Below are 23,476 nucleotides of genomic sequence, written 5' to 3' on the forward strand. Positions count from 1 at the left end.
TAACTCTACGCGTAACGGGCCGGAATGTCCAAACCGCCTGCTCCCAGCCGGGAAACGACACTAAAGTCCCGGAAACACGTGGCAGGATCGAGGTTTTTGGCCTGAAATTCACCCATTTGCCACAAAGCTACTTGTGAGCGCTGCGTCACACTAGTCTCTCGACTTCGGTCATAGACTGAAAAGCATGCTTGAACTTCCAGAAAACGACGCCCACGGGACCCGACCCGAGAATAAGTTGCAAGAAGCTCTCGGTTATACCGAACCCATCTTCAACGCTTCCATGGCCGGGGCCGCCGGTGGCTCCTTGGCCGCCGCCGTCTCTGTGGCGGGCGGCTTTGGCATGTTGGGGATTGGCGGCTCCAGCACCAAGGAGTGGATCGATCAGGAAGCGAGCCTCGCTGCCTCGACCGGCCATTCCTGGGGTGCCGGCCTGATGGCTTGGGTTTTGGCCAAGAACCTCGATCCCCTGGAACAGGTACTTGCCCATGGTCCTTCCTTTATCTGCGTCAGCTTCGGGGATCCCGGCCCCGCCGCCTCATTGGCCCATGAGGCAGGCGTCATGGTCGGGATGCAGGTCGGCAATGCTGCGGAGTTGGCCCGTGCCCTGGAAGACGACATCGACGTGGTGATCTGCCGTGGCAATGAAGGTGGCGGACACGGGCGCAACGAGGTCTCTACCCTGCCCCTACTCCAACTAGCGCTTCAACAGACCGCCAAGCCGGTGATCGCCGCCGGGGGTCTGGCCACAGCCGCGGGCGTTGCAGCAGTTTTGGGTGCCGGGGCCGCCGCGGCTTGGATCGGCACACGCTTTGCAGCGGCCACCGAATCCATGAGCCACGCGAACGTCAAGGAAGCCATCGGTACCGCCGGAATGGATGACACCATCTACACCCGCGCGTTCGACATTGCCCAAAGAATTGATTGGCCGGTCGAATACGGCGGCCGGGCCCTGCGCAACGACTTCAGCGACACCTGGGCAGCAGACCTCGAGAAGCTCGGTGAAGCCGTCGCATCAAGCGACGCCCTCACCGATTCCATCAATGAGGCTCGTACGAAGGCTGATACTTCCTTGGCGCCGGTGTTCGCCGGCCAAGCCGCCGGACTTTCGCGCACGGGGCAAAGCGCCGCACAGATCATGGCCGACCTGGCGGGGTTCCGTGAAGTGCTGGACCGATCCGCCCGGCGCTGGAGGTTGTGAGCACCGGCAGGGAGCCGGTGCGTCAGTAACCCAACCTCATGTTGTCGATCAGTCGCACCCCGCCGACCTCCGCCGCAACTAATAGCAGCCCTTCCCCGGTGAAGGGGGTGTCTTGGCAGTTGAAGGCCAGTTCCTGCAAGGTTCGCGGGTCGACCAGTTCGAAGTAGTCGAGCTCGACCTGCGGCTCCATCTCGAAGAGTCCCACCGCGTCCTCAAGGTACAACGGCTCGTGACGGTCGGCCCGCTCCTTGACCAGGAGAAGTGCCCGGTGAATCACCAGGGCGGCCTTCGCCTGTTCTGGGGTGAGCAGCTGGTTCCGGCTGGAGAGGGCCAGCCCTTCGGCGGTTCGCATGATCGGAACCGAGCGGACGTCGACCGGGTAGTTCAGATCCGCGACCATGCGGTTGATCAGCACCAGCTGCTGGGCGTCCTTCGCACCGAAGTAGGCCCGATAGGCCACCGGTCTACCCACGGAAGCAGGCGGCATCGAATAATGCAGCAGCTTGGCCACCACCGCCAGCATTCCGTCAAAGTGCCCGGGGCGCGAGGCCCCCTCAAATTTCTCCCCCAACGCCCCGGAATCGATTTTCACCAACGGGCGGCCATCGGGGTAGACCTCTTCGTCGCCGGGGACAAAAACGATGTCCGCACCGGCACGGGCCAAGATCTCCATATCCGCGTCTAGGGTACGTGGGTAGCTCTCAAAATCGTGTTCATCGTTGAACTGCAATTCGTTCACGAAGATGCTGACCACGAGCACGTCGTTTTGCTCCCGGGCCGTGGACACCAGAGACTCATGTCCCGAATGCAGCGCCCCCATGGTGGGGACCAGACCCAAGGTCGCGGCAGTTCCGGAGGGCGCCAGTGCTTCGATCTCCCGGGCGATGGCCGCGGAAAGTTCGGCGGTGGTGGTAACGATGTGCGGGGCCCTGAGGGCCGGGGCTGCTGTTGTGCTCACGGGCCCAGTTTATCCACCCCGTCGGCAACCGTTGGTTTTAGTGGCCCAGTGCGGCCAGGATCCCGGCAAGGGTGTGCTCGTTGATTAGTCCCCGCGCGTGGGCCCGCAGTGCGGTGGCCCGGCTCATCGCCAGGTACGCCTCCCGCGTGTCTTCGTCGATCGCCTCGTCGGCCAGCGCCGCCCGGTGGGATTCGATAGTTTGGATATCCCCGCGGGCCACCGGCCCGGTCAGGGCACCTTCTCCGGAGGCCAACGCGTTTTCCAGCGAGGCGCGCATCAGCGCCGAGAGCATCCGTTCGGGGTGCTCGACGCCGATCCCGGCCAGGATGCCCGCGGATTGCCCGGCCACTGTCACCAAGTGGTTGGAGGCGTGGGACAGTGCCGCATGGTATTTCACCCGGTCGGCCTCGGCAATCACCACCGGCTCCCCGCCCATCTCCACCACCAGGGCCTGGGCGATGGGCAGCACCATGTTCGAGGCGCTGACCCCGAAGACGCAATCGCCCAGTCGTTCCAGGTCCATGCTCATCCCGGTGAACGTCATGGCCGGGTGCACGGCCAACCCGATGGCGCCGGCGGCCGAGGCCGGAGCCAGGACTTCGGTGCCGTAGCGTCCGGCGGTGTGCAGCACCAGTTGGCCGGCCTGCCAGTGCCCCGCCTTGGCCAAGCCTGAGACCAGCTCGGCCAAGGCGTCGTCGGGAACGGCTAGGATCACCAGTTCGGCGCGGCGCAGGATCTCGGGGATCGGCAGCACCGGCACCCCGGGAAGCAGCATTTCCGCGCGTTCGCGTGAGGTCTCGGAGACCGCATGGACGCCGACGATCTGGTGCTCGGCGGCGCGCAAGGCTGCACCCAGCACCGCGCCGACCTTACCTGCACCGATGACCCCGACGCCCAGGCGTCCAGGTTTCCCCGTGGTGATCATGCGTCCCCCAGCCAGTGGTTTGAATCGGTTTGTTTGCGTGCCGCGGCGGCGCGGTCGGCCTGTTCCAGAAACAGTTCACGGCCCACTGCTACATCGAGCTGGTGCACCAGCGGCGATACCGGCCCGGAAATCGTGGCCAGTGACAGGTCCAGGACCCCGAAGCGGCGTGCCAGCGGCCCCTGGCGCAGCATCAGGCCCTGGGTCCTGGCGTGCGGGACGATGGCCAGGGTGCGGTGCAGTGCACCGTTGCGTGCCACCAACGCGGTATCGGTCAGGGCGTAACCCTGCCGCTTGTAGGCCAGCGGGGAGAGCGGGCGGATCTTGGTCGGGGACACCACGAACCCCGCCGTGGTGCCCGCACCGTTGATGGCTGAGGCGAAGAATTCGCGCGGGGCCTCCACGCCGGGATCCGGCAGTACCACCGAGAGCACCGCCAACACGTCTTCGTAGCTTCCTACCGGCAGCAGTACACTGCGTTCCTGCGCCTCGTTGCCAGCCCCGCCGATGCCCGCGACATTCACCGCGACCTTGTACCACCCCAGCTTGCGCCAGAAGAACGGGGCGGAGACTTTAATGGCCGCCACCCGCCCCGGTGGAACCGTCTGGTGGCGGGTGTCCAACAGCCCGTAGCTCAACCGCAGCCCGTCCGCGCTGGCGGCGGCCTTGAAGTTGTATCCGGTGTTCAGGTTGTTCCACAACGCCCCGGCCATGCCCAGGAAGGCAGGCAGCAGGTAAAACGGTGCAAAGCCCTCGAACATCGACATGCCGATGCCCAGGCCGATGAGGCCCGCGATCATGATCATGGTGCTGGGGCGCAGCAGAATCGAGCCGATGAGCCGGCCGACGGGTACCGCGGCGACCACGCGTTCGCTGGCGCCCAGGCCCTGGGCCGCTGCAGGCTGCGGGGCCTCGGGCGGGGTCTCGATGCCGGTGCCGTGTCCGGGCGCAGGTTCCGTGAGGGGCGCAGGAGCCGCGGGGTCCTTCAACCCTGCCGCGCGCGCCAGGATCTCGTTGCGCAGCTGATGCGCCTCGGAAAGTTTGACGAAGGCCAGGTTCATGGCCGCCGAACCGGAATCCGCCACATCAAAGCGCAGTTCCGCGAGCCCGAAGATGCGGGCCACCAGCGGCTGGGCGATGTCGATGGACTGCACCCTGTCGATGCGGGCCTGGCGCTGCTGGCGGAACACGATCCCGGAGTTCACATTCACGTGGCGCTCGGTGATCTGGTACTTCGTGAACCGCCAGGAGAGGAAGAAACCGAGCAGGATCAGCACCAGTACCCCGGCGCCGATCAGCAGCGAGAGCATCAAGGGCGCCTCGGAGACCATCTCGGGTCCGGGCGTCGGTTCCTCGTCGCCGAAAAATGAGGAGAGCGTGTTCTGGCCGTAGACAAACGCGATGGCCACCACCGCGAGCCAGCCGCGGACCAGCGGGGACACGGGGTGCACACGGCGCCACGGCACCGGGGTATCGACGGGTGCCAGATCGTTGGTTTCGTGCGGTTCGGGTGCCTGGTGATCGCTCACAGTCCGGCCAATCGCGATTCGCCGCGGGCCGCAAGCGCCTCGCGCAACCGGGTGCCCTCGCTCAAGGGGAGTCCGGGGATGTCCGCGGTGGCATCCGCCGCGGCGGTGTGCAGCTTGACCTTGCACAGGCCAAGCATCCTATCGATCGGGCCCACGGCCACGTCGATGAATTGCATCCGCCCGTAGGGAACCACCAGCACCTTTTGGAACATCAACCCGTGGCGCACCAACAGGTCGTCCTCGCGTTCGGCATAGCCAATGGCCGCCACTTGGCGCGGGATCAGCACCATACGGATGATATCGATCAGCAGCATGAGACCGGGGATGACGATGGCCAACCAGAGCGGGAATCCTTCCCATACCCCGGTGAGGTGCAGGACCAGTGGCGCACAGAGCGCCAGTAGCGTCAGCAGCGCGCCGATGCCCCATCCCACCAGGCGCACCTTGGTGTAGCTGGGGGACACCCGGGTCCAGTGGATCCCGGCCGGGTCAATTGGTTCCTGCGGCATAACCTTGATCGTCCTTGCCCTTGGTCTTGGCCTCCGGGTCGGAAGGATCCTCCGGGGGCAGCTTGCAGAACTGTTCCACAACCCATCCCACGATAACCATCACCAGCGCTCCACCGATCATCACCAAGGATGATTTAACCACTGACGAGCTCATCGGCGCCGAGGCGAGCAGGCCCAAAAGGATCCCGCCATGCCATCCGGCGATCGTGGTTCCGGCGTACACGCTGGCCTGGGCCAGCACCAGGGTGCGGGCCGCAGCGATCGGGTTCACCCGCTTCTGGGTCCGCCCGGAGGTGAAGGCCTTGATCCGGATGCCCATGATCAGGGTGAACAGCGCGGCAGCGCCCATGGTCACCAGCGAGGTCCAGTGCAGCACCGGTACCGGGTAGCCCTGGGTGGTGGCAACGATCTGCAGGCCGTAGCCGGCCACCACACCGATCACCAACACCGTGAAAACCCACAAGGGCCGCAAGGAATTCATGCTTCAGGCCTCCAGGCGGCGGACGCCGGGTGTGTCTGCCGCGGCCGCGGCAAGCTGTGCCACCGGGATTCCTGCGAGCATCGCCTCAGGTTCCATCCAGGACCAGGGCACCAGCACGAATCCGCGTATCGCTGCCCGCGGGTGCGGCAGCGTCAGCACCTCATCCTCGCTCACGCACGTCCCGTAGGTGATCACGTCGATGTCTACGGTGCGCGGACCCCAGCGCACCTCGCGGGTACGGTGGTGGGCCGCCTCGATGCGCTGGCACGCGGCCAGCAACTCAAGCGGTTCCAGCACGGTGTCCAGGCGCAGCACCAGGTTCAGGAAGTCCGGTTGATCCGCGGGCCCGCCCACCGGTTTGGTCACCGCAATCTCCGAGACCGCGCGCACCTCGATGCCCGCGGTGGCGCCGAGCTCGGCGACCGCGTCACCGAGCGTTGAGGCGCGTTCGCCCAGGTTCGAGCCCAGGGCCAACAGGCACGAGACCATGGGTTTCACTCCCGTTCGCGGTAGATGTGGATGGTGACGTCGGAGAACGTCACGGTGATCGGGGCCTGGGGTTTGTGCACGATGACCTCGACCGCGCTCACGGTGCTAAAGCCGGCCAGGATCGCCGCGGCACTCTTTTCCGCCAGCGTTTCAATCAGGTCCCAGGGCCCGTCCTGGATCTGGGCGACCACCAGCTCACCGAGTTCCCCGTAGTGCGCGGTGTCGGCGACGTCGTCGCTGGCCGCTGCCTGACGGATGTCGGTGTGCAGCACCACGTCGAGGGTGAAGGGCTGCCCGTCGCGTTTCTCGTGCTCGAACACGCCGTGGTGGCCGATGGCGGTAATCCCCGCCAGGGTGATGGTGTCGGTGCGCATGGTGCTGCCAGGTCCCCCTCGTTGGTGGTGCTTAGTGTGCCGGGACGCTGGTTGCGGACAAGGCGGTGGCGACCTTGACGGCGTCCAGATTGCCCGGGACGTCGTGGACGCGCACGCCCCAGGCGCCGTTGGCTGCGACCAGTGCACTGGTCGCCGCGGTGGCGGCATCGCGGGCGCCCGGCGCCGCCGGCTTCCCATCCACCGTCAACAAGGCGCCGAGGAAGCGTTTGCGGCTGGTGCCCACCAGCACGCGGTGGCCCAGGGCGGTGAAGCGGTCCAGGGCCCGCAGCAGCTCCCAGTTGTGCTCGTGGTCCTTGGCGAAGCCGAGTCCCGGATCCAGGATCAGCTGTTCGGGGGCCACACCCGCGGCGACGAAGGTGTCGCGCAGCTTCAGCATCTCGGTGAGCACCTCGGCCACGACGTCGGTGTAGTTTGCCTCGGTGGTCATCGAGGCGGCGTCCCCGCGGCGGTGCATCAGCACGTACGGGGCGCCGCTTTGGGCGATCAGCGCAGGCATGTCCGGCTCGTGGGTCAGGCCCGAGACATCGTTGATGATGTGGGCGCCGGCCGCCAGCGCGGCCCGGGCGGTGGAGGTGTGCATGGTGTCCACCGAGATGATGGCCCCGGCCTTGGCCAGCGCGGTGATCACCGGCAGGATGCGTTCCTGTTCCACGGCCGGGTCCACCGGTTCGGCGCCTGGACGGGTGGATTCCCCGCCGACGTCGATGATGTCGGCCCCGCCGTAGTGCATGCGCAGCCCGTGGCTGATGGCCTCGTCGGTGGTGGCGTACTTCCCGCCGTCGGAAAAGGAATCCTCGGTGATGTTCAGGATGCCCATGACCAGGGTGCGGCCGGTGGGCAGGTCCGCCAGGGTGCGGGCGATGGATTTCTTGATGACCGGCAGCGGGCTGGTGGCCGGCCCGGTTCCGGGGATTGCTCCAAGCGACATGGGGGGTCTACCTACTTTCCAAGGATGAGGCTCATGGCCTCGGCACGGGTGGCCGGTTCGCGCAGCTGGCCACGCACCGCGCTGGTGACGGTCTTGGCGCCGGGTTTGCGGACGCCTCGCATGGACATGCACATGTGTTCGCATTCGATGACGACCATCGCCCCGCGCGGGTTCAGGTGCTCCACCAGCGCTTCGACGATTTGGGTGGTCAGCCGCTCTTGGACCTGCGGGCGCTTGGCGAAGACCTCGACCAGCCGGGCCAGTTTGCTCAGGCCGGTGACCTTGCCTTCGGGGCCGGGGATGTATCCGACGTGTGCGGTGCCGTGGAACGGTACCAGGTGGTGCTCGCAGGTCGAGTAGAACGGGATGTCCTTCACCAGTACCAATTCGTCATGTTCGATGTCGAAGGTGGTGCTCAGGTGGTCGGACGGGTCCTGGTGCAGACCCGCAAAGAACTCGCCGTAGGCCTTGGCCACGCGTTTGGGCGTCTCAAGCAAGCCGTCGCGGCCAGGGTCCTCGCCAATGGCATAGAGGATTTCCCGCACGGCCTTCTCGATCCGTTCCAGATCCACGCCGCCGGCGCCCTGGACGTTGTTCTCTTCACGTTGCTCGATCTCGTTCACGCTTCCGATCCTAACTGGTGTGTGCCGAAGGTTACCGACCGGAGCTCTGCGGTGAAGAGCCCCCGGGAGTCGGCGGGGTCCCGCCGGCTAGCTGTTCGGCGATTTCCTTGGCCGAGAGCGCCGGACCAGCAGCGTGCACCGGACGGGAATCCTTGCTCAACCAGACCTTGCGCTCGGGGCGCTTGATGAGGTCGTGGAAGATCGCCTCGATTTCCTTCTGGTTCAGCGTCTCGTGCTCCAGCAGGGCCACGGCCAACCGGTCGAGCACCAGACGGTTCTCGGTCAGTGCCGCATAGGCTTCGTCATGTGCGGTGTCGATCAGCGCGCGGACTTCCTCGTCGACGACGTTGGCCATCGCATCGGAGTAGTCGCGGCTGGCGGCCTGCCCGTACATCGCATCCCCGGAGGAGGAGCCCAGCTTCACGGCGCCCACGCGTTCGGACATGCCGTAGTCGGTGACCATCTTGCGCGCGGTGGCGGTCGCCTTCTCGATGTCGTTGCTGGCACCGGTGGAGGGGTCGTGGAAGACGATTTCCTCGGCCACGCGCCCACCCATGGCGTAGGCCATCTGGTCCAGCAGTTCGTTGCGGGTGATCGAGTACTTATCGTCGTCGGGTACCACCATGGTGTAGCCCAGGGCGCGGCCACGCGGCAGGATGGTCACCTTGGTGACAGGCGCGGTCTGGCGCATCGCCGCGGCCACCAGGGCGTGTCCGCCCTCGTGGTACGCGGTGATCTTGCGCTCGTGTTCCTTCATCAAGCGGCTGCGCTTCTGCGGGCCCGCCATGACACGGTCAATGGCTTCGTCCAGGGCACGGTCGTCGATCAGCTGGGCGTTGGAGCGCGCGGTCAGCAGCGCTGCCTCGTTGAGCACGTTGGCCAAATCCGCACCGGTGTACCCGGGGGTCTTCTTGGCCACTGCCTTCAAATCCACGTTGGTGGCCATCGGCTTGCCCTGCGCGTGGACCTTGAGGATCTGTTCGCGGCCGATCATATCCGGTGCTTCCACCGGGATCTGCCGGTCGAAACGGCCCGGGCGCAGCAGTGCGGGGTCAAGCACGTCGGGACGGTTGGTCGCGGCGATCAGGATGACGTTGGTGGTGGCGTCGAAGCCGTCCATTTCCACCAACAGCTGGTTCAGCGTCTGTTCGCGCTCGTCGTTGCCGCCGCCGATGCCGGCACCGCGGTGACGACCCACCGCGTCGATCTCATCAACGAAGATGATCGCCGGGGAGTTGGTCTTGGCCTGTTCGAACAGGTCACGGACGCGTGAGGCGCCGACGCCGACAAACATCTCGACGAAGTCGGAACCGGAGATCGAATAGAACGGGACCTCTGCCTCGCCGGCAACGGCCTTGGCCAGCAGGGTCTTGCCGGTGCCCGGAGGGCCGTAAAGCAGCACACCCTTGGGGATCTTGGCGCCCACGGCCTGGAACTTGCCCGGTTCGCGCAGGAACTCCTTGATTTCGTGGAGTTCCTCCACGGCTTCCTCGGCGCCCGCCACATCGACGAATGTCACCTGCGGCATGTCCTTGGTGATCAGCTTCGCCTTGGACTTGCCGAACTGCATGACCTTGGATCCGCCGCCCTGGGAGCGGGAGAGGATGAACCAGAACAGGCCCACGATCAGGATCATCGGGATCATGAAGCCCAGCATGGAGGTGAACCAGTTGTTCTGCACCGGCTGGTCGTCGTAGCCACTCAGGCCCGCGTCGTTGACGGCGTCCACGACCTGGGTGCCGCGCGGCTGGGAGTAGTAGAACGAGACGTCCGTGCCCTTGTCCGCGCCGTCGAGGTTCAGTGGGTTCTTCAGCGTCAAATCCACGCGTTGCTCGCCGTCAAAGATCTTCGCCTCGGAGACCCTGTCGTCCTTGAGCAATTGCAGGCCCATGGAGGTGTCGATGCGTCCGGAGTTGCCGCCCAGAAGTGTCGGCAGGAAAATCAGCAGCACCGCGGCGCCAAGCAGCACCCAGACGATCCAACTGTTAAAGATCTTTTTCGCGTTCATTGATTGGGGGTCCCTCCCCATCCCTCCTGCTTTCGGGCCCATGCTGGCCCGGGCGTCGTGGGCGACGCCGGTATCTTGCTACACGTTAATAAGTAAACGCCCTCATGGGTACCCACGGATGAGCCCGGCGATAAGTTCCCCTTTGGGCGTAAGCACCGATGGCCGCTTCCGGGGAACCGGAAACGGCCATCGACGCCACCTCGTCAAGGGGTGTGCCTGATATTTGTGGCTACTGGTAGATGTGTGGCGCCAGGGTGCCGATGAAGTCCAGGTTGCGGTACTTTTCATCGAAGTCCAGCCCGTAGCCGACCACAAATTCGTTGGGGATCTCCATGCCGACGTACTTCACGTCGATCTCGACCTTGGCGGCCTCCGGCTTGCGCAGCAGGGTGCAGATTTCTACCGAGGCCGGGCCGCGGGAGTGCAGGTTGGCCAGCAACCAGGACAGCGTCAGACCGGAGTCGATGATGTCCTCGACGATCAGTACGTGCTTGCCCAACAGGTCGGTGTCCAGGTCCTTAAGGATCCGCACGACGCCGGAAGAGGCGGTGCCCGAACCATAGGAGGAGACTGCCATCCAGTCCATGGATACGTGCGAGTGCAGGGCACGGACCAGATCCGCCATGACCATCACCGCGCCCTTGAGGACGCCGACAACCAGGATGTCCCGGCCTTCGTAATCGGCGTCAATCCGCGCGGCCAATTCTTCGATCTTGGCCTGGATTTCTTCCTTGGTGTAGAGGACATGCGCCAAATCAGCGCTGACATCTTTCGAATCCACGAGGGCTCCTGGTTCTGGGGTCGGTATTAAAACCGGTCGGGGGAGGGCAATCTACCCACGGTCTAGGGTGCCACAATCTGAGGTTCAACGGGGAACGGGCAGCACGGCCGTGGCGCGGCTTGGCGGTCGCGGGCCGGTGGGTGTGAGGCAATTCTCACGATTCGACCGCCTTCAGGGCGGCGGCATCTAGGCAAAGTTGCGCGGTCGCGGGCCGGTGGGTGTGAGGCAATTCTCACGATTCGACCGCCTTCAGGGCGGCGGCATCTAGGCAAAGTTGCGCGGTCGCACCCCGAGGCAGACGTGTTCCGGCGAGGCGGGTGGCGGCTACCGGGCCCTCAAGTTGTACCGGGCCTGCGGATTTGGATCCTTGAACCAGCAAGGTGAGCGCGGCCAGCCGTTCGAAGTCGGGGGCGGGGGCTCCCAAGCGCACCACCGCCAGGCGCAGCACCCTCGACTGCACGGGCTTTTGAAGCGCGCGCAGCCGGGTCAAATCCATTCTCAACTCGGTGGCGGGCTGCTCGGCGGCAGCCGTGCACAACACCTCCTCCAGCGTCCGGGAGGCCAGCGCCTCTAGGTACTCGGCATCCGCGCGGGCCAGGGCCGCGGTGCGGGCCAGGGCCTCGGGCACCTTGTCGCCCAGCACCGCGCGCAGCACCGGCATCACTTCGTGGCGTACCCGGTTGCGCAGGTAGGCCCCGGAGGTGTTGGTCGGATCCTCCCAGTACTCGAGCCCCTCATGCCGGCAGATGGCCTCGGTCGCGGCCCGATCCAGGGACAGCAGGGGGCGCAGGTACGGTCCGCGGGCCGCCGGCATCCCGGCTAATGAAAGTGTCCCGGAGCCGCGGGCCAGCCCCAGCAGCACCTGCTCGGCTTGGTCGTCTCGGGTGTGCCCGAGCAACAGGCGGGCGGCCCCGGTGGCGTCCATTCCTTGGGCGAAGGCGGCGTAGCGGGCGGTGCGGGCGGCCTGCTCGCTGCTGCCATCGACGCTGACCTCGATCACCGCCACCGGATCCAGACCCAGCGCCCGGCATTGTTCGGCCGCACGGCCGGCGACTTCGGCGCTTCCTGGCTGCATCTGGTGGTCGATGACGATCGCCCCTGCACTGATCTCACCGGTGCGGTGCAGGAATGCTGCGGCGGCGGCCAACGCCAGCGAATCGGCGCCACCGCTGCAGGCCACCAACACGCGCGAACCGGCCGGCACCATCGCCCGGATTCCGTTGCGGGCCTCGGCCAGTGCCTGTGGCAGCTTCGGGCCCATTTTCTTCCTTGTCCTGATGTTTCGGTTGTTACTGTGTGCCGGCGTCGGCGCCACTCATGCGCGTCACCCAGGCCTCGGGGTGGTGCAGCTCGTGCTCTGTCGGCAGGTTCTCTTCGCCCTCCCAGACCTTGTTGAAGCCCTCCATGCCCATGAGTTTCACGGCCTTGGTCACGAAGCGTTGCCCATCGGCGTATTGGCGCATCTTCGCATCCAAACCCAACAGTTTGCGCATCCACTTCTCCAGCGCCGAACGGTCCTTCCCGCGCCCGCCGAAGCGTTGGCGGATGGTGCGCACGCTGGGCACGATGGAGGAATCCACGGCATCCATCACCACATTGGCATGGCCCTCGAGCAGCGACATCACCGCGGTGATGTGCGAGATGATGGCCTTTTGTTCCCCGGTGCGTAGCCCGGCCAACAGCCCGTTCTGCGCCGGTGGGATCCCGGTGTCGGTTTTAGTCCCGGCCGCGGTGCCGAGTTCTTTTTTGCCCCGCACGACCTCGGAGGCCGCGGCACGCAGCCGTTCGCCCAGCGCCTCGGGTTCGGCCAGCAACGAGGCCAGCAACTCGGCGATCTTGGACTGCAGGTGCTCGCGCAGCCACGGGGCTGCAGCGAATTGCACCCGGTGGGTTTGCTCATGCAAGGTGACCCAGAGCCGGAAGTCGTCGGTGTCGACCTTCAATTCCCGTTCAATGGCCACGATGTTCGGTGCCACCAGCATCAGTCGTCCGCCGGCCGGCAAATCGGCGCGCAGCAGGCCCGCAAAGGGATCATATTGGCCCAGCACCTTGGAGGACATAAACGCCAGGATCGCGCCCATCTCCACGCCCGTCGCGAGGGAGGAAAGCACCTGGGTGGCCTCGGAAATCTTTTCGCCCCTGGTCTTGGCCAGCTGCTCCATGGCGGGGGCCAGCATGGCCTCAAAGCTTTGGGTGTTGGCCCTGGCCCAGCCGGGCCGATCGACGATAAGCACCTGCGAATCGCGCAGGTCCTTCGCAGCTTCCAGCCCGGTAATCCGGTGCACGTGTTCCACGGACGCATCGGCCTTGGTGCGCAGGTCCGCGACGACAGCGGCAATCTGTGCGGGGGTGAGGACCGGGCCGGCACCAACCAGTGTGGCAGCGGTGGTGGCGGCGAGGTCCCAATTAATCAGCCGGAAATCGGTGGTGTCCATGTCTTCCATCCCATCACGCTTTTGGCTCGCACGGCGGGATTGCGCGCTGGGCAAAAAACTGGTTCCACCGCAGGGGCTTCCCTAAGTGGGCATCGGTGGGTGTTAGCGGCAGCCGCACCCGGTCAGGGCCGCTGCTGCGGCATCAAGGACGTGTTTGTGCGGGGCGATTGCCCCGTCCGTGGTGTGTACGAAGAAGGAGAAGGCCAACGCCCGCCCGTCCCGGCTCACCGTCAGTCCGCTGAGGCTGGAGACCTCCAGCAGCGAACCGGTTTTCGCGCGCACGATCCCCCGGGTGCTCTGGGCACCGAGCCGGTTGGACATGGTTCCGGTGGCACCTGCGACCGGCAGCCGGTACCCCAGGTTGCACAAGGAGGCATGTTCGGAGGTGGCGGCGTATCCCAGCGCGCTGGCCAGGGTCAGCGGGCTGACCCGGTTGCTGTGGGCCAACCCGGAGGTGTCCACCAGCGCCATCTTTGAGGTGTCGATGCCCAGGCCTTCCACGACCGTTCCCACTGCGGCGGCCCCGTGGGCATGATCGCCAGGTTCCTGCCGGGCCACGGCCACCAGCCGGCCCAGGCTCTCGGCGACATAGTTGTCCGAATCCTCCAGCATGAACCGCACTTGTTCCCCGAGCGTTGCGGAGTCGATGGACGCCAACTCGGTTCCCTCGGCGGCGCCCTGGGTACGCGTGGGTTCGCCGCTGAGGGTGAGCTTCGAACCGGAGTCGGCCAACGCTGCGCCCAAGGCCCGAGAAAACGCCGCAGCGGCGTACAGGCCCGGGTCCGCCACCCGTTCGGCCTTCGGATCCGCGGTGGCCCGCGCCCCGTACATCGCCAGCGGTGAGATCGGTGAGATGTTGTGCGTGGTGACCAACGAGGAGTCCCATGCGGGGTTCAGCGCGGGACCGGAAAACAGTGATTCGTCCAGTTCGATCCGCAGTTTGTTCCCGACAGTACCCGCGGTCTGGGCCTCTTCAAGAGCCTTCGCGGTGTCCTGGGCCAGGGTGTCCAGCGATGCCCGGCCACTGACCGCACCGGAATCCTTCCCGGTCCCCAGCAGCACATCTCCCCCACCAACCAGCACCACGGTGTCGGTGCCCGTCAGCAGCGTCTTGGTGGTGAACCGGTGTTCCTCGCCGAGCTCGTGCGTGGCGGCAATAGCGGTGAGCACCTTCAGGCTCGAGGCCGGGATGCCCGGTTCATCGCCCGAGCGTGAATACAATTCCCGGCCGGTGGCCACATCGATAACTGCCCCGGTGACCGTGGCCCCGGCCGCGCCGGCGGTCAGCGCCGTGTCCAAGGCCGATTTGAGCGCCGCGGTGTCGGGGGTCGGCGCCTCGGGATCAAGCGGCGGAAGGGCCGTGGCTTCGGCGGCCGCCAAGACCTCGGGGGCCGGTGACGCGGGGGTCGAATCCGGTGCGGGTCCGGGGAACGCCACTGGGATCAACAGGAAAACGACCAGTCCCAGAACGAGTCCGGCGACCACTGCCGCCATACCCATGCGCATGATTTGGCGCGCTTGTTTCATCCGGCATCCTTAGAAATCGTCGTAGTCCCCGCGCGCCATATACCCTTAAGCGCAGCACCCATAAGACTAGACGGCAATCGGACGCGCCCGCATCCGCACCAGCCGCTGGTCGAGAGAGTCGAGGAGACCTTTCATGAATCATGACGTCACCATCGAGATCCCTGCCGGATCTCGCGTAAAGTACGAGATCGACCACGAGACCAACCGTCTGCGTCTGGACCGTGTGCTCTTCACCTCCATGCAGTACCCGACGCACTACGGTTTCTTCGACGAGACCCTGGGTGAGGACAACGATCCGTTGGACGCCCTGGTCTTCATTCCCGGCGTTGACCTGTTCCCGGGCGTTGTGGTGGAATCCCGCCCGATCGCCGTGTTCAACATGACCGACGACGGCGGCGGCGATGCCAAGCTGATCTGCGTCCCGGCCGACAAGCGCTTTGACCACATCCAGGAGTTCGAAGACCTCGACGGCTGGCTCATCAAGGAAATCGAGCACTTCTTCCTGCGCTACAAGGACCTGGAGCCGGGCAAGTGGGTCAAGGCCGAGGGCTGGGAAGGTCGCGCAGCGGCCGAAGCCGAGCTGACGCGTTCGATCGAGCGTTTCAAGGCCCAGGCCTAACCACTCGAGAGCATTACCCCAAGGTTGGGTCCGAAAGTTGCGCCACCGGCGCGATTTTCGGATCCAACCTTTTTGCTTCCCCGCACAAGGCCCTGCGGCCCGTTCTCCACAGAACCGCCCGCTCTTCCTCGGCCAGCGCCCGCCTCGGCACACACTGGGAGGCATGGAAACGGACCAGTTCATCAACGCGCTCACCATCGATGGTGACTCGCCGGGACACCCAGTGTCGCCGGCCGACAAGCTGCGCCTGCTCAACGCCCTGGTCTCGCGCAGCAACGCCCTGGCCGCCGAGCTGTCCACGGAAATCGTTTCCCCGACCCAAGCCGCACTCTTCGCGCACACCATCGAACGCGCACACCAGCAAGGTGAAGTCGCCCAGCTCCGGGCAGCACTCACCGCCCAACGCACCCTGGTCCAGGAACTCCCGTCGCAAAACCTCGACCAGGTGCGGGCGATTGCCGACGATCCTGCCGCGTTCATCCACGGAACCCAATGGCTGCTGCCGGATCCGGCCACCATCCCAACCGGCATCATGCCGTTCAAGGACACCACCGGCTTTCTGCAACACGACCTGCGCCTTCCCCGTTTCGCCGCAGTCAACCGGCTCTATGCCGCCAATACCTTGCTGCCGACCACTGATGTCCACGGCAACCGGTGCGGCCCCCGCTATCCGAAACTCGCCCAGCAGCTGGAGCGCGGAATCGTCAGCGTGGGACCCACGGCAGCCGCAGCCCGCAAACTCGACAAGCTCTCCCCCACCATCGCCCGACAACCGGACGCCCACACGCTGGCAGAGCACATTGAGGGGCGGATCGCCGACTCGGTGGCTGCCGGCATCCCCACGGCCACCAACCAATTGCTCACCGCCATCGGCGACGAACTAGACGAAGCCACCGGACCCGAGGAACTTCCCACCCCCGAGGAAATCCGTGCCAAGACCGGCATCTTCATCAACAAACGCACCAAACACTTCACCTACCTCACCGCCTGCATGCTCAACGCCGATGCCGAGGTATTCCTCTCCCACTTCGCCCACTCCGATAACCCCCGCACCCTGGCCGGCAACCGTGAAGCCCTGGCGGCTTCGGCCACTGGAATGAACCCCACCGGCAACCCGGTGAATGAAAACGGGAACAGCACCCTGAACGGCAACGGTTCCACGGACGGTCCCGACTGGTTCACGCATCCAGAAAACGCCGAAACCTTCCCCACCGAGGCAACCGGAGCCCTGCCGGGCATCGATGCGAACCTCGCCACATCCCTCAACAGCCTGACCACCGGCCAAGACGGGCTTACTCCTCCCCAACGCCACCTTCAAACCCTGCTCAATCTGATGCGCGCCCCCGCCAGGCCCCCGGGCCAGGGTGCCACCGGGTTGCCCACGGCCCGACTGATTATCCACTGCCGACTCGAAACGCTTCTGGGCCTGGCCAAAGGCAACGGCTGGAGCGCCCACGGCTTACGCATCCCCATCGCCGAAGTTCGACGACGACTCGCCACCGACGGGACTATCCCTCTGGTCCTCGGCGGTCAAAGTGAAATCCTCGACGTCGGGCAGGAAATGCGCTTCGCCACAGACACCATCAGACGCACCGTTCTGGCCCGCGACGGCGGATGCTTCTACCCAGGCTGCACCGTGCCACCCGAACACCTAGAAATGTGTCACATCGATGCCTACTCCGATGGCGGGCACACCAGCGTCGATCAAATGACCCCCGGTTGCACCAGCCACCACCACATGGCTGACAACGGTCTGCTCACCCTCCTGATCCATAACGGCATCCCCCATGTCGTTCTCCCCCAGCACCTGGATCCCGAGCAGCTTCCCCGGCGCAACACCTACTGGCCGCAAAACCAGGCCACCCTTTTCTAGTCCGTCCTTATCAGGGCGTCGTAGTCGTCAACATGACGAGCGATTTTCTCGACCGTGGCTTCTGCGACATGCTGGATACATGACCAAGGCCGCCCCCCGTGAACTTTCCCAGCTGACCCCGCTCGCGCAGTTGAGGGCGGGACGTCTTCCCCTGCGCCTTCTCCAGCTCTTCGTTGGACTCACCCTGTTCGGTGTGGCGATGGCCGGATTTGTCCGTTCGGGTCTTGGGCTGGCCCCGTGGGACGTGTTGCACTACGGAGTCACCCTGCATACGGGCCTGAGCCTGGGCACAGTGGTGATCATCTTTGGTTTTCTCGTTTTGCTGCTGTGGATCCCGCTGCGGCAAATGCCCGGATTGGGGACCATCGCCAACGTCATCTGGATCGGTGTCTCAGCAGATATCGGATTGGCGATCCTGCCGCAGGCCGAGGGCATCCCCGCCCAGATCGGCATGTTCGCGGCCGCCCTGTTGGTCAACGCGCTAGGTGGTGGGCTGTATATCGGCAGCCAGCTGGGACCGGGCCCGCGCGACGGGTTGATGACCGGACTGCATTCGAGAACCGGCATAAGTCTTCGGTTGGCCCGCACCGGCGTCGAGGTTCTGGTTCTGGTCATCGGTTGGCTATTGGGTGGCATCGTCGGAGTCGGCACCGTCATATTCGCTGTGGCCATCGGCCCGCTCACTCAGGTGTTCCTGCGCTATTGCATCATCGAATTGCGTCCCAAGGTCCGTGAAGATCCGGTCGCCACACCACGCGTTTAACGCAGGCACTGAGGCGCCACAGACCGGACGCCGATAGCGGGATCCGGTGTTTGGCCAGACGAAACGGGACTTTGACGGCATAATTAGGAATGTGTATGTCGTAACCCTCAAACAACGTGATCGACGCGCCGACGGTGACCTCGGCGACGAAATGCTGCGCGTCCTGTCCGAGATCCCGACGCTGACGGCTTTCCAGCGTTCCGGGCCGTCCCTGTTGGTCGGTGTTCCGCAAGACCCCTTGGGCACCGTGGATGCGGTGCTCACGGCGCTGCGCAGTCATCACTGGCTGGTGGGACTCGGGGTGGGAAGCCTGTACGAGCCGGTGCCCGACGAGGCCCAGTTCCTGCAGGGGGCGGCGTTGGGTTACGCGCACACCGCCGCGGAGCGCTCCGAGCATACCGGCGAACGCATCCCGCTCAGCGTGGTTGGGCACGAGGTGGACATCGCCGCCGAAGCCGAGGCCGTACTGCGGCTGCTGGGCCAGATCGTCAGCACACGTAGCGTTGCCGAGTGGGCGGTGCTAGACCTGCTGACCCCCGGGGTACGCGGCCAGCAAAAGCATGTCGCAGCCGAACTGGGCATCAGCGCCCAGGCGGTGTCCAAGGCGGTGGTTCGATCAGCATGGGTCGAGGAATGGGCCGCACGCCCGGCCGCCGCGCGGTTGCTGCAGCTGCTAGATTCGCCACCCGCCGTCCCGGCTTCCTGAGACTGCCCACGTTTTCCCGCCGCACCCTCGTCACCTTGCGGTTTCGGACGTAGGATCGGCGCTACAGGTCCCCCTTCCAAGGGACTAGCCGATCAGCCACGCAGGATCAGATGAGGAGCAAGCCATGGTTCCGGAAATCAATTGGATCGCGGTCGTTGTCGCGACGATCTCAACGATGGTCGTTGGCAGCATTTGGTACACACCGAAGGTCTTTGGCAACTATTGGATGAAGGTGGCGAAGGTCAAGCCCGGCGAAGCGAAAAATGCCGTTCTGCCGATCCTGGTCACCCTCGTGGTCAGCTTCATCAGCGCCTGGGTCCTAGCCGGTGCGACCTATCTGTCCTTTGATTTTTACGGCGGCTCTTACCTGAGCAATGCGTTGCTGACGGCCGTGATTCTGTGGGGTGGGTTCACCGCGGCGCGTTTCATCACACACGATGCCTTCGAGGGCCGCCCGGTGGGTCTGACGGTACTGAACTGCGTCCATGAGCTGGTGACCTTCATGGTCATGGGCATGATCATCGGCTTGTTTGCCATCTGAGTCACGGCGTTTCGGGCGCTACTGGGCCCTACTGTGTGGCGCTGGGAGTCGGAAGTGGCTCCTGCTCGAACTCCAGCCAACCAATCGTGTAGTTGCCACCGCGTTCGAACACGTCAAAGGTTTCCCCCTGCGGATGGCTCGGCGTGCTGAGCACGAGCTCGGACCAATGCCCCATGGTGGAATCCGGCACGGGCTTCACAGTGAATCCTGCGGCTACATCCATGCCGCGCAGCTGCGTTTCAAGGCTCTCGAACTGTTCGCCGACGGTATCCGTGCCTCCGGTGGTGGTCACCCGGCATACTTCGACTTGGTCCCCGGAAAGAGTCGAATCGACCAAATGATCCATGGCCTCTTCAATCGTGGGTTTCCCGGTGTTGCAGATGACATCCGGGGAAGTGCAGCCGGTCAGTAGCGCCGCGGCACCGATCAGGGACAGGGCGAGGGCTCCGGCTTGTTTCATGGGTTTAAGCATAGCCAAGAGAATCACCGGCGACAGACCCGTGCGCCTGCCACGTCCGGTGTCAGTGCCCCGCGCAGACCAGTAATATCACCAGGTCGATTAAATGGCGGTCGGTTCTTACCTCGACACCCGAGTCGCTCCGCCTAGTAGAGCGGGCAGCACTCCGGACGCAGGGAGGCGCCCGATCCCGAGGTCGTGACCGTCGGGATCGGGCGCCACCACATCTTGGCGTTAGGCCGGGCTGACCCCTGCGTTGTCGGCCAGGAACTCCCGGAGCACTACGGCGAGTCCATCGTCATCGACACCCGCGGCAATCTCGTCGGCCACGGCCTTGACCTCGTCTGGAGCTTGGCCCATGGCCACCCCGCGACCGGCCCAGGCCAGCATTTCGATGTCGTTTCGGCCATCGCCCACGGCAATGGTCGACTCGATGTCGAACCCGTGCTGGGTGCGCAGGGCCTCCAGACCGCTGGCCTTGGTGATGCCCTGGGCGGCGATGTCCAGCCAGGCGGTCCAGCCCACGGAGTAGGTGACACCGGAAAGGCCCATGGCGCCGACGGCTTCGCCGAACTCCTCGACAGTGGAATCTGTGGAGAAGACCACCAGGCGCACGGCGGTGGCCTCGAGCATCTCGTTCAAGGTCACCGGTGTGGACACGACCCCGAAGCTGGCGTCTTCGAAGCGTTCGGTGGAAAGGAATCGACCCTGGTCATCTTCCAGCGCGTACTTTGCTGTGGGTAGCGCCTTGATGAGTGCGCGCAGTGCTGGTGCAGGATCGAAGGTCTTGCGTTCAACGACCTCGTAGCCGTCCTCCAGGGACAGGTCGATACGTGCGGTGACCCCGCCGTTGCAGCAGACCGCGTAGCCGCTCTCGATGCCAAGCATCTGGATCACCGGTAGCGTGGCGCCGAGCGATCGTCCGGTGGAAATAACCACCTCGTGTCCAGCCGCGACGATGGCGCGTGCCGAGTCCTTGACCGCCTGGCTCATATGCCCATCGTGGTTGACTAGGGTGCCGTCGACATCAAGGCAGATCATGTATGTTTTGGTTGCTTCTGACCGGTCTTCGATGCCGGTACTTGTCATAACTGTCATTCTTCCAGTGAAGCATCAAAAGCAGATTCCGGACATGAGCCAACCCACAATGTGTCGTGAACGTTGGGTGAACCCCCGCCGACCCGCGGATGCCCCACGGCTCCGGGACCGGTTTAAAAGCAGTGGGGAGTGGGATGCGGCGGTTGCCGCATCCCACTCCCCACTGGTCATTGTCGCGCTTCTGGCGCGGCGCCCTACAGGACCGGGAACACTTCCATTCCCCCGAGGTACGGTCGCAGCGCCTCCGGGACGGTGACGGAGCCGTCGGCGTTCTGGTGCTGTTCCAGGATGGCCACGATCCAGCGGGTGGTGGCCAGGGTGCCGTTCAACGTTGCCACCGCACGGGTCTTACCCGGCTTGCCGTCCTCACCGATCTCGCGTTCGCGGATGTTCAGGCGGCGTGCCTGGAACGTGGTGCAGTTCGAGGTGGAGGTCAACTCGCGGTAGGCGTCTTGGGTCGGGACCCAGGCCTCGCAGTCGAACTTGCGGGCCGCGCTCATGCCCAGATCCCCGGCCGCGGTGTCGATGACACGGTAGGGAACCTCGACCTTGGCAAGCATTTCTTCTTCCAGGGCCAGCAGCTTGGCGTGCTCTGCTTCGGCTTCCTCCGGCGTGCAGTACACAAACATCTCCAGCTTGTTGAACTGGTGCACGCGGATGATGCCGCGGGTGTCCTTGCCTGCGGAACCCGCCTCGCGGCGATAGCAGGTGGACCATCCGGCAAACTTTTCGGGGCCGGTGGACAGGTCGAGGATCTCGTTGGCGTGGTAGCCAGCCAGGGCGACCTCGGAGGTGCCCACTAGGTAGAGATCGTCGCGCTCAAGCTTGTAGATCTCATCGTCGTGCTCGACGTCAAACCCGGTGCCCTGCATGGTCTCGGGGCGTACCAGCGTCGGGGTGATCATCGGGATGAAGCCCTTTTGGATGGCCAGGTCCAGCGCCATATTCATGAGCGCGATTTCCAACCGTGCACCCACTCCCTTGAGGAAGTAGAAGCGCGATCCCGAGACCTTCGCTCCGCGTTCCATGTCGATGGCGCCGAGCAGCTCTCCGAGTTCGAGGTGGTCACGCGGCTCAAAGCCATCGGCACTGAAGTCGCGGGGGGTGCCCACATGCTTGACGACGGTGAAGTCGTCTTCTCCGCCCGAGGGCACACCGTCAAGAATCAAGTTGGGGATGGAGCGCTGCAGCTGGGTGTAGGTTTCTGCCGCTTCGTCGGAGGCCGCTTGGGCAGCCTTCACGTTCTGCGACAGTTCCTTGACCTCGTCCAGGAGCGCCTGCTTTTCTTCGCCCTTGGCCGCACCGACCCTCTTGCTGAAGGTCTTTTGTTGGGCTCGCAGCGCCTCAAAGGATGCAATCGACTCACGGCGCGCCGAATCGGCGGCCAAAATCGCATCAATCAGGGACTCGTCCGCCCCACGGGAGCGCTGCGAAGCGCGGAAGATATCTGGATTTTCACTGAGTAGTTTTACGTCGATCACATCCTAAGCCTAGCAATGCCCGTTAGTCTGGGAAGACTATGCAACGGAATCGACTTATTGCCCTCATCAGTGCAGGCGCCGCGGGCACGGCCGCTACCATCAGCTGGTTGTCCGTGCGCAGGCTCGTTGACCGCAACCGCCCGACTACTCTGGCGCCCGTGGTGGACGGTGTTTCCTCGGCGCGCAAGGTCGCTTTGGTAATCAATCCGTCCAAGTCAGGCACCGATGAAGCAATTTCAGCGGTGAAACATGTCTGTGCCGAGGCGGGCCTGGCCGAACCACTGGTGTTGGAGTCCACCGTGGAGGATGCCGGCCAGGGCGCCGCACACCGAGCGTTGGAAGCCGGATGCGATCTGATCATTGCCGCAGGTGGTGACGGGACGGTCCGCGCCGTCGCCGAAGTCTTGCGCGACACCGAAGCCACCCTGGGATTGATCCCACTGGGCACCGGAAATTTGCTGGCCCGCAACGTGGAAGTACCCCTGGAAGACATCGGCACCGCCGCCCTGGGGGCCGTCCGCGGCCCGGTGCGCACCATCGACACGGGGTCAATCACCTTGGAGCATGTCGATGGGCATACCAGCGAGCACGCGTTCCTGGTGATTGCCGGCGTGGGCACCGACGCGGATGTCATGGATGACACCAACGAGGACCTCAAGGCCAAGGTCGGTTGGCTTGCCTACTCAGAGGCCGGATTCCGGCACCTTCCGGGCAAGCGAAAGAAGATCTCGATCGCCCTGGACGGCGGCAATGAGCAAACCCGTAGCGTGCGCTCGGTGCTCTTCGCCAATTGCGGGAAGCTCCAGGGACTGGATCTTGTTCCGGAGGCAAAGATCGACGACGGCGTCCTTGACGTGGTCATGCTCAGCCCCCGCAGCGCGGCCGGCTGGGCCTGGATCTTCCTCAAGACCGCATTCCGTGCCCGCGGAACGATCCCGGTGATGGGCTTTTACCCCAGCGCCACGCTGGCGGTCCGCTGCCACGAACCCATGAACACGCAGATCGACGGCGACGGGACGGGCTTGGTCAACGGGCTCCGGGTGGAAGTGCGACCCGGCTCGTTGAAGATCCGCGTGGCCTAATCAACGTCGGTGGCCCCGGGTCCCGCGCGATAATCGCGCCGGACCCGGGGCCTTTTTTCGTTAGCTACGCTCG

At 64.8% G+C, this 23,476-nt stretch carries 24 protein-coding genes; 7 read left to right on the plus strand and 17 right to left on the minus strand.

The window, feature by feature from the left end:
* The first annotated feature begins 184 nt into the window (after positions 1–184).
* A complete protein-coding gene (locus tag ADIAG_RS00005; RefSeq protein WP_007269211.1) occupies positions 185–1,198 on the plus strand; it encodes an NAD(P)H-dependent flavin oxidoreductase in 1,014 nt (337 codons plus the stop codon).
* A 22-nt stretch (positions 1,199–1,220) separates the two neighbouring features.
* Here the strand turns inward: ADIAG_RS00005 and panC are convergent, their stop codons facing one another.
* The 14 genes from panC to dacB form a co-directional block, all read right to left on the minus strand.
* Positions 1,221–2,156 carry a pantoate--beta-alanine ligase gene (panC, locus tag ADIAG_RS00010; RefSeq protein ID WP_007269212.1) on the minus strand — a complete coding sequence of 312 codons (936 nt, stop codon included), beginning with the start codon at positions 2,154–2,156 and terminating at the stop codon, positions 1,221–1,223.
* 37 nt (positions 2,157–2,193) lie between these two features.
* Complete coding sequence (locus ADIAG_RS00015) at positions 2,194–3,081, minus strand: Rossmann-like and DUF2520 domain-containing protein (protein WP_007269213.1); 888 nt, start codon at positions 3,079–3,081, stop codon at positions 2,194–2,196.
* Positions 3,078–4,607, minus strand: a complete 1,530-nt coding sequence (locus ADIAG_RS00020) for a PH domain-containing protein (protein ID WP_007269214.1) — start codon at positions 4,605–4,607, stop codon at positions 3,078–3,080. Before ADIAG_RS00020 ends, ADIAG_RS00015 begins: the two co-directional genes overlap by 4 nt.
* Complete coding sequence (locus tag ADIAG_RS00025; protein ID WP_007269215.1) at positions 4,604–5,116, minus strand: PH domain-containing protein; 513 nt, start codon at positions 5,114–5,116, stop codon at positions 4,604–4,606. Before ADIAG_RS00025 ends, ADIAG_RS00020 begins: the two co-directional genes overlap by 4 nt.
* Positions 5,097–5,597: a DUF3180 domain-containing protein gene (locus ADIAG_RS00030; protein WP_007269216.1), complete on the minus strand. Its 501-nt coding sequence runs from the start codon at positions 5,595–5,597 to the stop codon at positions 5,097–5,099. Before ADIAG_RS00030 ends, ADIAG_RS00025 begins: the two co-directional genes overlap by 20 nt.
* 3 nt (positions 5,598–5,600) lie before the next feature.
* Complete coding sequence (folK, locus tag ADIAG_RS00035; protein WP_007269217.1) at positions 5,601–6,086, minus strand: 2-amino-4-hydroxy-6-hydroxymethyldihydropteridine diphosphokinase; 486 nt, start codon at positions 6,084–6,086, stop codon at positions 5,601–5,603.
* A 5-nt stretch (positions 6,087–6,091) separates the two neighbouring features.
* Positions 6,092–6,460 (minus strand): dihydroneopterin aldolase, encoded by a 369-nt coding sequence (folB, locus tag ADIAG_RS00040; RefSeq protein ID WP_007269218.1) that lies wholly within the window; start codon positions 6,458–6,460, stop codon positions 6,092–6,094.
* A gap of 31 nt (positions 6,461–6,491) precedes the next feature.
* Positions 6,492–7,409, minus strand: a complete 918-nt coding sequence (gene folP / locus ADIAG_RS00045) for a dihydropteroate synthase (RefSeq protein ID WP_007269219.1) — start codon at positions 7,407–7,409, stop codon at positions 6,492–6,494.
* Between the two features lie 11 nt (positions 7,410–7,420).
* A complete protein-coding gene (gene folE, locus ADIAG_RS00050; RefSeq protein ID WP_007269220.1) occupies positions 7,421–8,032 on the minus strand; it encodes a GTP cyclohydrolase I FolE in 612 nt (203 codons plus the stop codon).
* A gap of 31 nt (positions 8,033–8,063) precedes the next feature.
* A complete protein-coding gene (gene ftsH / locus ADIAG_RS00055) occupies positions 8,064–10,040 on the minus strand; it encodes an ATP-dependent zinc metalloprotease FtsH (RefSeq protein ID WP_007269221.1) in 1,977 nt (658 codons plus the stop codon).
* A gap of 229 nt (positions 10,041–10,269) precedes the next feature.
* On the minus strand, positions 10,270–10,821 hold the full coding sequence (hpt, locus tag ADIAG_RS00060) for a hypoxanthine phosphoribosyltransferase (protein WP_007269222.1): 552 nt from the start codon (positions 10,819–10,821) through the stop codon (positions 10,270–10,272).
* 232 nt (positions 10,822–11,053) lie between these two features.
* Complete coding sequence (gene tilS, locus ADIAG_RS00065; RefSeq protein ID WP_007269223.1) at positions 11,054–12,082, minus strand: tRNA lysidine(34) synthetase TilS; 1,029 nt, start codon at positions 12,080–12,082, stop codon at positions 11,054–11,056.
* A gap of 28 nt (positions 12,083–12,110) precedes the next feature.
* Positions 12,111–13,256, minus strand: a complete 1,146-nt coding sequence (locus ADIAG_RS00070) for a zinc-dependent metalloprotease (RefSeq protein ID WP_007269224.1) — start codon at positions 13,254–13,256, stop codon at positions 12,111–12,113.
* A 102-nt stretch (positions 13,257–13,358) separates the two neighbouring features.
* Positions 13,359–14,783, minus strand: a complete 1,425-nt coding sequence (gene dacB, locus ADIAG_RS00075; RefSeq protein ID WP_007269225.1) for a D-alanyl-D-alanine carboxypeptidase/D-alanyl-D-alanine endopeptidase — start codon at positions 14,781–14,783, stop codon at positions 13,359–13,361.
* Between the two features lie 133 nt (positions 14,784–14,916).
* Between dacB and ADIAG_RS00080 the strand changes: the two genes are divergently transcribed.
* The 5 genes from ADIAG_RS00080 to ADIAG_RS00100 all read left to right on the plus strand — a co-directional run bounded on the left by ADIAG_RS00080 (position 14,917) and on the right by ADIAG_RS00100 (position 19,285).
* Positions 14,917–15,402 (plus strand): inorganic diphosphatase, encoded by a 486-nt coding sequence (locus tag ADIAG_RS00080; protein WP_007269226.1) that lies wholly within the window; start codon positions 14,917–14,919, stop codon positions 15,400–15,402.
* Positions 15,403–15,565: 163 nt separating this feature from the next.
* Positions 15,566–17,275, plus strand: a complete 1,710-nt coding sequence (locus ADIAG_RS00085) for an HNH endonuclease signature motif containing protein (protein WP_007269227.1) — start codon at positions 15,566–15,568, stop codon at positions 17,273–17,275.
* Between the two features lie 79 nt (positions 17,276–17,354).
* Positions 17,355–18,038, plus strand: a complete 684-nt coding sequence (gene yczE, locus ADIAG_RS00090; RefSeq protein ID WP_007269228.1) for a membrane protein YczE — start codon at positions 17,355–17,357, stop codon at positions 18,036–18,038.
* Between the two features lie 91 nt (positions 18,039–18,129).
* Positions 18,130–18,744: a hypothetical protein gene (locus ADIAG_RS00095; RefSeq protein ID WP_043472506.1), complete on the plus strand. Its 615-nt coding sequence runs from the start codon at positions 18,130–18,132 to the stop codon at positions 18,742–18,744.
* 124 nt (positions 18,745–18,868) lie between these two features.
* On the plus strand, positions 18,869–19,285 hold the full coding sequence (locus ADIAG_RS00100) for a DUF1761 domain-containing protein (RefSeq protein WP_007269230.1): 417 nt from the start codon (positions 18,869–18,871) through the stop codon (positions 19,283–19,285).
* Positions 19,286–19,313: 28 nt separating this feature from the next.
* Here ADIAG_RS00100 and ADIAG_RS00105 read toward each other — a convergent pair whose 3' ends face one another.
* From ADIAG_RS00105 to serS, 3 genes are all read right to left on the minus strand, one after another.
* The gene (locus tag ADIAG_RS00105) at positions 19,314–19,745 is read right to left on the minus strand and encodes a hypothetical protein (RefSeq protein WP_043472509.1); all 432 of its coding nucleotides are present in this window, start codon (positions 19,743–19,745) and stop codon (positions 19,314–19,316) included.
* Between the two features lie 231 nt (positions 19,746–19,976).
* On the minus strand, positions 19,977–20,840 hold the full coding sequence (locus ADIAG_RS00110; RefSeq protein WP_043472511.1) for an HAD family hydrolase: 864 nt from the start codon (positions 20,838–20,840) through the stop codon (positions 19,977–19,979).
* Positions 20,841–21,034: 194 nt separating this feature from the next.
* Positions 21,035–22,321: a serine--tRNA ligase gene (serS, locus tag ADIAG_RS00115; protein ID WP_007269233.1), complete on the minus strand. Its 1,287-nt coding sequence runs from the start codon at positions 22,319–22,321 to the stop codon at positions 21,035–21,037.
* Between the two features lie 38 nt (positions 22,322–22,359).
* On the opposite strand from serS, the gene ADIAG_RS00120 reads away from it, so the two are divergent.
* Complete coding sequence (locus ADIAG_RS00120; RefSeq protein ID WP_007269234.1) at positions 22,360–23,403, plus strand: diacylglycerol/lipid kinase family protein; 1,044 nt, start codon at positions 22,360–22,362, stop codon at positions 23,401–23,403.
* The last annotated feature ends 73 nt before the right edge of the window (positions 23,404–23,476 follow it).

Origin of the sequence: Paeniglutamicibacter gangotriensis Lz1y (genome assembly GCF_000348945.1) — a bacterium.
In the GTDB taxonomy this organism is placed as follows: Bacteria; Actinomycetota; Actinomycetes; order Actinomycetales; family Micrococcaceae; genus Paeniglutamicibacter; species Paeniglutamicibacter gangotriensis.

Bases quoted from the DNA above. Each gene is read 5' to 3' on its own strand.
- folK (WP_007269217.1), bottom strand. From the start codon at position 6,086: ATGGTCTCGTGCCTGTTGGCCCTGGGCTCGAACCTGGGCGAACGCGCC.
- ADIAG_RS00110 (WP_043472511.1), bottom strand. From the start codon at position 20,840: ATGACAGTTATGACAAGTACCGGCATCGAAGACCGGTCAGAAGCAACC.
- yczE (WP_007269228.1), top strand. From the start codon at position 17,355: ATGACCAAGGCCGCCCCCCGTGAACTTTCCCAGCTGACCCCGCTCGCG.
- tilS (WP_007269223.1), bottom strand. From the start codon at position 12,082: ATGGGCCCGAAGCTGCCACAGGCACTGGCCGAGGCCCGCAACGGAATC.
- folP (WP_007269219.1), bottom strand. From the start codon at position 7,409: ATGTCGCTTGGAGCAATCCCCGGAACCGGGCCGGCCACCAGCCCGCTG.
- ADIAG_RS00100 (WP_007269230.1), top strand. From the start codon at position 18,869: ATGGTTCCGGAAATCAATTGGATCGCGGTCGTTGTCGCGACGATCTCA.
- ADIAG_RS00080 (WP_007269226.1), top strand. From the start codon at position 14,917: ATGAATCATGACGTCACCATCGAGATCCCTGCCGGATCTCGCGTAAAG.
- ADIAG_RS00005 (WP_007269211.1), top strand. From the start codon at position 185: ATGCTTGAACTTCCAGAAAACGACGCCCACGGGACCCGACCCGAGAAT.
- ADIAG_RS00085 (WP_007269227.1), top strand. From the start codon at position 15,566: ATGGAAACGGACCAGTTCATCAACGCGCTCACCATCGATGGTGACTCG.
- ADIAG_RS00070 (WP_007269224.1), bottom strand. From the start codon at position 13,256: ATGGACACCACCGATTTCCGGCTGATTAATTGGGACCTCGCCGCCACC.
- ADIAG_RS00015 (WP_007269213.1), bottom strand. From the start codon at position 3,081: ATGATCACCACGGGGAAACCTGGACGCCTGGGCGTCGGGGTCATCGGT.
- ADIAG_RS00105 (WP_043472509.1), bottom strand. From the start codon at position 19,745: ATGAAACAAGCCGGAGCCCTCGCCCTGTCCCTGATCGGTGCCGCGGCG.
- ftsH (WP_007269221.1), bottom strand. From the start codon at position 10,040: ATGAACGCGAAAAAGATCTTTAACAGTTGGATCGTCTGGGTGCTGCTT.
- ADIAG_RS00030 (WP_007269216.1), bottom strand. From the start codon at position 5,597: ATGAATTCCTTGCGGCCCTTGTGGGTTTTCACGGTGTTGGTGATCGGT.
- ADIAG_RS00025 (WP_007269215.1), bottom strand. From the start codon at position 5,116: ATGCCGCAGGAACCAATTGACCCGGCCGGGATCCACTGGACCCGGGTG.
- ADIAG_RS00120 (WP_007269234.1), top strand. From the start codon at position 22,360: ATGCAACGGAATCGACTTATTGCCCTCATCAGTGCAGGCGCCGCGGGC.
- folB (WP_007269218.1), bottom strand. From the start codon at position 6,460: ATGCGCACCGACACCATCACCCTGGCGGGGATTACCGCCATCGGCCAC.
- dacB (WP_007269225.1), bottom strand. From the start codon at position 14,783: ATGAAACAAGCGCGCCAAATCATGCGCATGGGTATGGCGGCAGTGGTC.